The organism is Brevundimonas sp. (assembly GCF_031082345.1).
GTDB lineage: Bacteria > Pseudomonadota > Alphaproteobacteria > Caulobacterales > Caulobacteraceae > Brevundimonas.
In genome coordinates, this window is record NZ_JAVHLH010000028.1 from 1 (window position 1) to 7,629 (window position 7,629).

Annotated in this window: 7 protein-coding genes; 3 read left to right on the forward strand and 4 right to left on the reverse strand. The window is 69.5% G+C overall.

What is annotated here, in order from left to right; all coding sequences use genetic code 11:
• Positions 1-69: 69 nt before the first annotated feature.
• The 3 genes from RDU12_RS03270 to RDU12_RS03280 are packed head-to-tail and all read right to left on the reverse strand — an operon-like array spanning position 70 to position 3,037.
• The gene (locus tag RDU12_RS03270) at positions 70-411 is read right to left on the reverse strand and encodes an endonuclease domain-containing protein (protein WP_300292623.1); all 342 of its coding nucleotides are present in this window, start codon (positions 409-411) and stop codon (positions 70-72) included.
• Positions 412-464: 53 nt separating this feature from the next.
• Entirely contained in the window at positions 465-1,382 is a 918-nt protein-coding gene (locus tag RDU12_RS03275; RefSeq protein ID WP_300292625.1) for a hydroxymethylglutaryl-CoA lyase, read from the reverse strand.
• Complete coding sequence (locus RDU12_RS03280) at positions 1,379-3,037, reverse strand: glycosyltransferase family 39 protein (protein ID WP_308684094.1); 1,659 nt, start codon at positions 3,035-3,037, stop codon at positions 1,379-1,381. Before RDU12_RS03280 ends, RDU12_RS03275 begins: the two co-directional genes overlap by 4 nt.
• Before the next feature lie 102 nt (positions 3,038-3,139).
• Between RDU12_RS03280 and RDU12_RS03285 the strand changes: the two genes are divergently transcribed.
• On the forward strand, positions 3,140-3,868 hold the full coding sequence (locus RDU12_RS03285) for a glycosyltransferase family 2 protein (protein ID WP_300290125.1): 729 nt from the start codon (positions 3,140-3,142) through the stop codon (positions 3,866-3,868).
• A gap of 113 nt (positions 3,869-3,981) precedes the next feature.
• Positions 3,982-4,398, forward strand: a complete 417-nt coding sequence (locus RDU12_RS03290; RefSeq protein ID WP_300290126.1) for a hypothetical protein — start codon at positions 3,982-3,984, stop codon at positions 4,396-4,398.
• A gap of 140 nt (positions 4,399-4,538) precedes the next feature.
• Here the strand turns inward: RDU12_RS03290 and RDU12_RS03295 are convergent, their stop codons facing one another.
• Positions 4,539-5,288, reverse strand: coding sequence for a phosphatase PAP2 family protein (locus RDU12_RS03295; RefSeq protein WP_300290127.1), 750 nt, complete (start codon positions 5,286-5,288; stop codon positions 4,539-4,541).
• Positions 5,289-5,566: 278 nt separating this feature from the next.
• Here RDU12_RS03295 and RDU12_RS03300 point away from each other — a divergent pair, with 278 nt between their 5' ends.
• The gene (locus RDU12_RS03300; RefSeq protein ID WP_300290131.1) at positions 5,567-7,450 is read left to right on the forward strand and encodes a ribonucleoside-diphosphate reductase subunit alpha; all 1,884 of its coding nucleotides are present in this window, start codon (positions 5,567-5,569) and stop codon (positions 7,448-7,450) included.
• The last annotated feature ends 179 nt before the right edge of the window (positions 7,451-7,629 follow it).

Sequence of the window (7,629 nt, forward strand, 5' to 3'; positions counted from 1 at the left end):
CCCCTTTCCTCCCCGCAACGCGGGGAGGGGGACCGCGAAGCGGTGGAGGGGCTGCCGGCCTCGCCCCGGTCATCGCCCGCTCAATGCCGCCAGAATCCCTGCCAGCACGCCGTCCAGATTGTCTCTGATCGACAGGGCCGGAAACCGAAGCACCTGAATGCCTTGGGCATTCAGCCATGCTGTCCGGCGACGATCCCGGTCACGTTGTTCAGGCGTATCGTGCACGGCCCCGTCGACCTCGACGGCGAGCAACGCCTCGACGCAGTAAAAGTCCAGAACGTATGTGCCGATCGGATGCTGTCGGCGGAACCAGTGACCGCCGACCTTGCCGCCTTTCAGACATTTCCAGAGCCGGGCCTCCGGCGGCGTGAGGCGGGCCGCGCGCTGGTAGATGATCGGGTCTGGCGGCACGAGCCCCTCCACCGCTTCGCGGTCCCCCTCCCCGTTTCACGGGGAGGAAATTCTCACCCCTTCGGCCATCCCCCCGCCCGGCTCAGCGCGCTCGGCGTCGGCCGCCCGATCAGCCCGCCGATCCAGCGCGCCGTGTCGATCAGGGCGTCGAGGTCGTAGCCGGTCGAATAGCCCCCGCGCTCCAGCATATAGACCAGATCCTCGGTGGCGATGTTCCCCGTCGCCCCCGGGGCGAACGGACAGCCGCCGATGCCGCCGACCGAGGCGTCCAGCACGTCCACCCCCGCCTCGACCCCCGCATACGCATTCGCCAGGCCGGTGTTGCGCGTGTCGTGGAAATGCAGCCGCAGCACCGCCTCCGGCGCGGCCCTGCGCGCCGCCTCGACCTTGCGCGTCACCGCCCACGGGTCCCCCGCGCCGATGGTGTCCGCGAGGGCGATCTCCTTCACCCCCAGCTCGGCGACGCGACCCACAAGGTCCTCGACCTGCTCCGTCGACACCTCGCCGTCGAACGGACAGCCCCAGACGCAGGACAGCGTCGCCGACAGCGACGGCCCGGCGCCCTCGCCGCCCTCGGAATTGGCCCGCCCGGTCAGGATGTCCGACAGCATCGAGACCTGCTGGTCGACGCCCATGCCCTGGTTCTTCAGTCCGAAGCCGTCGGTCGCCGACATCGCCACATTGACCTCGTCGACAGGGGTCCCCAGCGCCCGGTCGTAGCCCTTGCCGTTCAGCACCAGGCCGATGCGGCTGCGACCGGCCTCATGCGGCAGGGCGGCCATGACCTCCTCCGCCCCGGCCATCTGCGGCACGTATTTCGGATGGACGAAGCTGACCGCCTCGATCCGCCGCGCCCCCGCCGCCTCCAGCCGCCGCACCAGTTCGGCGCGCACGGCGGGCTCGAGGATGGCCTTCTCGTTCTGCAGCCCGTCGCGCGGTCCGACCTCGACGAGGGTGATCGGCCGGCTCACGGCGTGGTTCCCGACGGGGCGTAGACGGTCAGGCTGACGTCGTCGCCGCGCGAATAGTTGTGGCCGTTGACCACCCCCACCGCCCGGCCGGTCACCCCCAGCTCGGCCGAGGCGGCGCTGAAGGCGTCGGCGTCGCGCGCCTCGACGATCACCGGCCGCCCCTCGGACAGCGCCCGCGCGGCCCCCTCGGCGTCGGTCAGCTCGGTCCCGCGCCCGGTCAGGAAGACGAAGCTCGGCTCGTGGAAGCCGGTGATGGCCACCGGCCCCGGCCGTCCCTGACGCGGATGCAGGTCGGCCCGCTCCAGCACCTGCTGCAGCTGCGGTGCGATGGCCAGCGGCTTCAGCTGCCGGATCGTGCCCGCCAGGCCCGCATGGGCCAGGATCCCCAGCGCCACGGCGACCAGCACCGCCGCCACGGCCGCCCGGTGCAGCAGCAGGAAGGCCCCGATCAGGGCCGCCAGCGCCGCGAACACGATGGTCAGGGTGGCCCAGCCCTGGGCCGTCGAGCGCCCGAACTCGGTCAGGCCGAAGACGGTCAGCAGAACGATGGCCAGACCTCCGACCACCGACAGCACGGCCCCCGTATAGCGCGAGACCGGACCGATCGGCCGGGTCAGGGCCGCCGCCGCCAGCAGGGCCAGTCCGCCGAAGGTCGGCAGGGTGTAGTGGGCCAGCTTGGTCGGGGTCAGCTCGAAGATCAGCCAGGCCGGGACCAGCCAGCACACCAGGAAACGCACCGCCGGCTCGGCCCGCCTGTGCCAGCCGGTCGACAGCGCCGCCGGCAGCATCAGGGTCACCGGGAAGAACATCACCAGCGCCCCCAGCAGATAGTATCCCGGCGGCGCGCCATGGCTCTCGTGGCCCCCGGCGATCTTGGGGGCCAGGTCGCCGACGATGGCCTCGCGCCAGAAGCCGCCGTCGGTGGCGATGGTGATGGCGATGGCCCACGGCCCGACGATCAGGGCGACCAGCGGCAGGCCCCAGCCCCAGCCCAGCCGCATCAGCCATTTCACGTCCCGGTCCCACAGCGACAGCAGCAGGATGGCCGGGACCACCACGATCAGCCCGATCGGCCCCTTGATCAGGATCGACAGGCCGATCCCCAGCCAGAACGCCAGCTTGTGCGGTCGTCGCGGCGCCTCCCCGGCCCGCGTCGCCAGATAGATCCGCGCCAGCCCGGCCATGGCCAGGGTCACCGCCGCGCACAGCATGGCGTCGGTCTTGGCGATGCCCGCCTCGGTCGACAGCAGGAAGGTCGCCCCCAGCATGGCCCCGGCCAGGAATCCCGCCCTCTGGCCGAACATCGCCGCCCCGGCCCAGGCGCAGGCCGCCGCCGCCAGCATGGCCCCGAGGATCGACGGGATCCGGTACGGCTGGATGTCGCGGTTCTCGACGCTGGAGGTCGCGGCCACCGCCGCCGCCTGCATCCAGTAGATGCCGACCGGCTTCTTCCAGCGCGGATCGTCCTGGAAGCGGATGTCGACGTAGTCGCCGCTCTCCAGCATCTGCGACGTCGCCTGGGCGTAGCGGCTCTCGTCGCGGTCCAGCGGCGGCATCAGCATCAGCACCGGCAGGCCGGCGAGCAGGGCGACCAGGGCCGCCAGCAGCGGGCCCCGCCAGCCGGCGATGAATCGGTCGAGGTCGGGGCGCATCATGGCCATATTCCTATCACGCCCGTTCGCGCCGCGTCATCGTTCACGCAACCACCCCCGCGCGGGCGCCTCCCGCAGCGCCGCGAAACCCGCTACAGGACGCCCATGATCCAGGCGACCCCCGATATCTCCGTTGTCGTGCCCGTGCATGACGAGCAAGGCGCCGCCGGCCCGCTGGCCCGCGAGATCGCCGCCGCCTTCGCGGGCCGGTCCTATGAGATGATCTTCGTCGACGACGCCTCGAAGGACGGCACCCTGGCCGAGCTGCGCGCCCTGATGGCCGAGCTCCCGGCCCTGCGCGTGCTCAGCCACGGCGAGAACGCCGGCCAGAGCCGCGCCGTGCGCACCGGCGTGCTGGCGGCCCGGGGTCCCATCGTCGTGACCCTCGACGGCGACGGCCAGAACCCGCCCGCCGACGCCCCCCGGCTGACCGATCTGCTCGCCGCCTCGCCCCCCAATGTCGCGCTGGTGGGCGGCGTCCGCGCCAAACGCCAGGACACCGGGGCCAAGCGCTGGGCCTCGCTCTGGGCCAACCGCATCCGCCGCCGCCTGCTCGGCGACGACGCCGCCGACACCGGCTGCGGCCTCAAGGCCTTCCGCCGCGACGTCTTCCTGCGCCTGCCCTATTTCGATCACCTCCACCGCTACCTGCCGGCCCTGATGATCCGCGAGGGCTACGAGAACCGCTATCTCGACGTCGACCACCGCCACCGCGAGACCGGCCGCTCGAAATACACCAACTGGGGGCGGCTGATGGCCTCCCTCTCCGACCTGCTCGGCGTCATCTGGCTGAAATCGCGCTCCCGCCGCCCCGGGGCGATCTCCGAATTCTGACGGTTCGCCCGTCAGGCGAGCCGCCATGGCGGCGCGGAGCGAACAGGGGTATTCATCGTTGACAAGCGCGGCCGTAACGCCCGCTCGAGCCCGACCGATGGGGAGCCCCCGCCATGCTGATCGCCCTGCCGCTGCTCGTGATCCCGGTCGCGATCTACGCCGTCATCATCCTGACCGGCGCCGGCGGCGTGGCGGGCGCGGAGCAGGCGCTCCAGGACCCGGTCTTCACCATCCCGATGGTCTCGGGCGGCGGCTGGACCATCGGCGCCGGCGACATCATCCTGTTCCTGGCCCTGATCCTGCTGTTCTTCGAACTGCTGAAGTCGACCTCCAGCCAGAAGGTCGCCATCGTCAACCACGCCCTGTCGATGATCCTGTTCGTGGCCTCGCTGGTGGCCTTCCTGCTGGTCAAGGGCTTCGCCACCTCGACCTTCTTCCTGATCCTGACCATGGTCATGCTCGACGTCCTGGCCGGCTTCATCGTCACCATCATCTCGGCCCGCAAGGATCTCGATTTCGGCGGCGGCTGAGAGATCAGGCAGCAGGCAACAGGCAGCAGGGCGACCCGGTGCGCGGCTGGCGATCAGGGCGTCCGTCAAGAGCGAGCCGCAACCTCGACGCCTGCTGCCTGATGCCTGCTGCCTTATGCCTGCTGCCTGCTGCCTGCTGCCTACTCCTCCTCATCCACCGGCAGCACATGCGGCGCCTCCGGATGCCCCTGCTGGCGCCGCTGCACCGCATAGGCTGCCAGCCACAGCGCCATGGCCCAGGCCGCGCCGACGCTCCAGCCGGCCAGCACGTCCGAGGCCCAGTGCGCCGCCAGATAGACCCGCGTCAGCCCGACGATCAGGGTCAGCAGCACCGCCACCCCGATGACATAGGCCTTGAAGCGCTTCTGGTGGAACGCCCGGGTCAGCATCACCCCGATGCTCAGATAGAAGACCGCCGACAGCAGGCTGTGCCCCGATGGGAAGCTGGCGTTCAGCGTCTCCACCGCCTGCAGCGCCTCGGGCGGCCGCTCGCGCCCGAACATCGCCTTCAGCCCCTCGCTCAGCGCCACCCCTCCGGCCAGGCCCACCGCCAGCAGCAGGGCCGACAGCCGCTTGCGCTGCAGCACCAGGAAACCGATCGTCGCCAGGGCGAACAGGGCCAGCACCGCTATCCCGCCCAGGGCGGTCAGGTCCATGGCCGCCTCCTCCAGCCAGCCCGGCCCCCAGGGGTCAATCATGGCCCCCGGCCGCATGGCGTCCAGCACCGCCTGGTCGAAGGCCCGGCCGTCCGCCTCGGTCACGTCATCAGCCAGTTCGACAAAGGTCATCACCCCCAGCGCCACGATGAACAGGGCGCTGACCGCGGCGATCTCCGTGCGGGCGATGCGCAGGGCGCGGCGGCCGAAGGCGACGATTTGTTCGGAGGTCATCGGGCCGAAACGGTCCCGCTTGCGGGACGTTCCCCTCACGCGTTCGTGATCAGATTTTCGTCGCATCCGTCATGCCCCTGTCACCCCGCCGTCACGGCCTGTCCACAGGCCCATCCCCTGTCTTGAATGCGATTCGCCCAGAAAGTGATCGTCAACCCCGTTGACGGTTGGTTAGCCATCTGCGCCCCATATGTGGGCTTGGGGAGCGCTTCGGCCACTAGATGATGTGGTCGGAAGCGCGAATGACTTAACACGATCAGTTCAGGGCAGTGACCATTATGGCCGGCGGCGAAGCGTTGAAGACAGTGGATTTCCAGTCGGTTGCGGCTGCGGACGCCGCTGATCGACCCCACCTCCAGGTGGTGCCCTCGATCCAGCTCGACCGGTCGCGCGACGACCTGCTGACCGACTTCGGCAAGAAGACGCTGGAGGATCGTTACCTGCTGCCCGGCGAGAGCTACCAGGACATGTTCGCCCGGGTCGCCAACGCCTATGCCGACGACGCCGAGCACGCCCAGCGCGTCTACGACTATATGTCGAAGCTGTGGTTCATGCCGGCCACCCCGGTGCTGTCCAACGGCGGCGCCGACCGCGGCCTGCCCATCTCCTGCTTCCTCAACGCCGTCGGCGACAGCCTCGACGGCATCCAGAGCGTCTGGAACGAGAACGTCGCCCTCGCCTCGAACGGCGGCGGCATCGGCACCTACTGGGGCGGCGTCCGCTCCATCGGCGAGAAGGTCAAGGGCGCCGGCCAGACCTCGGGCATCATCCCCTTCATCCGCGTCATGGACTCCCTGACCCTGGCCATCAGCCAGGGTTCGCTGCGCCGCGGCTCGGCGGCGGTGTACCTCGACGTCCACCACCCCGAGATCGAGGAGTTCCTCGAGATCCGCAAACCCTCGGGCGACTTCAACCGCAAGTCCCTGAACCTGCACCACGGCATCAACATCACCGACGAGTTCATGGAGGCGGTCCGCGACGGCAAGTCGTTCAACCTGCTGTCGCCCAAGGACAAGGAAGTCCTCAAGACCGTCGACGCCCGCACCCTGTGGCAGAAGATCCTCGAGATCCGCCTGCAGACCGGCGAGCCCTATCTGATCTTCTCCGACACGGTGAACCGCCAGATGGCGCCGCACCAGCGCGAGCTGGGCCTGTCGGTCAAACAGTCCAACCTGTGCGCCGAGATCATGCTGCACACCGGCCGCGACCACCTCGGCGTCGACCGCACAGCGGTCTGCTGCCTGTCCTCGGTCAACGCCGAGACCTTCCTCGAATGGCGCGAGGAGCCGAAATTCGTCGAGGACGTCATGCGCTTCCTCGACAATGTGCTCGAGGACTTCATCCGCCGCGCCCCGCCGGCCATGGCCGCGGCCGTCTATTCCGCCAAGCGCGAACGCTCGGTCGGCCTCGGCCTGATGGGCTTCCACTCCTTCCTCCAGGCCCAGGGCGTGGCCTTCGAGTCGGCCATGGCCAAGTCGTGGAATATGCGGCTGTTCAAGCACCTGCGCCGCGAGGCCGACAAGGCCAGCCGCCTGCTGGCCGAAGAGAAGGGCCCCTGCGAGGACGCCGCCGAGCGCGGCGTCATGGAGCGCTTCAGCCACAAGCTGGCCATCGCCCCGACCGCCTCGATCTCGATCATCTGCGGCGGAACCAGCGCCGGCATCGAGCCGATCCCGGCCAACATCTACACCCACAAGACCCTGTCCGGCTCCTTCGCGGTCAAGAACCCCTATCTGGAGAAGGTGCTGGGCTCCAAGGGCGCGGATACCGACATCGTCTGGTCCTCGATCCTCGAGCACGAGGGATCGGTCCAGCACCTCGACGTCCTCGACGACGAGGAAAAGGCCCTGTTCAAGACCGCCTTCGAGCTGGACCAGCGCTGGGTCGTCGAACTGGCCGCCGACCGCGCCGGCGAGATCTGCCAGGCCCAGTCGATCAACCTGTTCATCCCGGGCGACGTCGACAAATGGGACCTGCACATGCTGCACTGGCGCGCCTGGGAGACCGGCGTGAAGTCGCTCTACTACCTGCGCTCCAAGTCGGTTCAGCGCGCCGCCTTCGCCGGGGCCGAGAACAAGGTCGAGGAAGAAATCGACCTCAACCAGCCCGACCTCTTCAGCGCCGCCCGCACCGACTACGACGAGTGCCTCGCCTGCCAGTAGGCGCAACCGTCTCCTTCCATTGCCAAGGCGATGAGGGAGCCCCTCCCTTCTTTCGTCATCCCGGGGCGAGCGGCGCAGCCGCGCAGACCCCGGGACAAGGCGGCGCGCGCGAGCGCGAAGCTGTCGGGAAATGCCGCCGCTCAAAGCAGCCTGCCTGAACAGGTCGCCTTCGGCGCCGC

What these genes read in the sequence shown, in the direction of transcription:
- RDU12_RS03280 (WP_308684094.1), bottom strand. Translation starts at nt 3,037, where the DNA reads ATGATGCGCCCCGACCTCGACCGATTCATCGCCGGCTGGCGGGGCCCG.
- RDU12_RS03285 (WP_300290125.1), top strand. Translation starts at nt 3,140, where the DNA reads ATGATCCAGGCGACCCCCGATATCTCCGTTGTCGTGCCCGTGCATGAC.
- RDU12_RS03290 (WP_300290126.1), top strand. Translation starts at nt 3,982, where the DNA reads ATGCTGATCGCCCTGCCGCTGCTCGTGATCCCGGTCGCGATCTACGCC.
- RDU12_RS03295 (WP_300290127.1), bottom strand. Translation starts at nt 5,288, where the DNA reads ATGACCTCCGAACAAATCGTCGCCTTCGGCCGCCGCGCCCTGCGCATC.
- RDU12_RS03300 (WP_300290131.1), top strand. Translation starts at nt 5,567, where the DNA reads ATGGCCGGCGGCGAAGCGTTGAAGACAGTGGATTTCCAGTCGGTTGCG.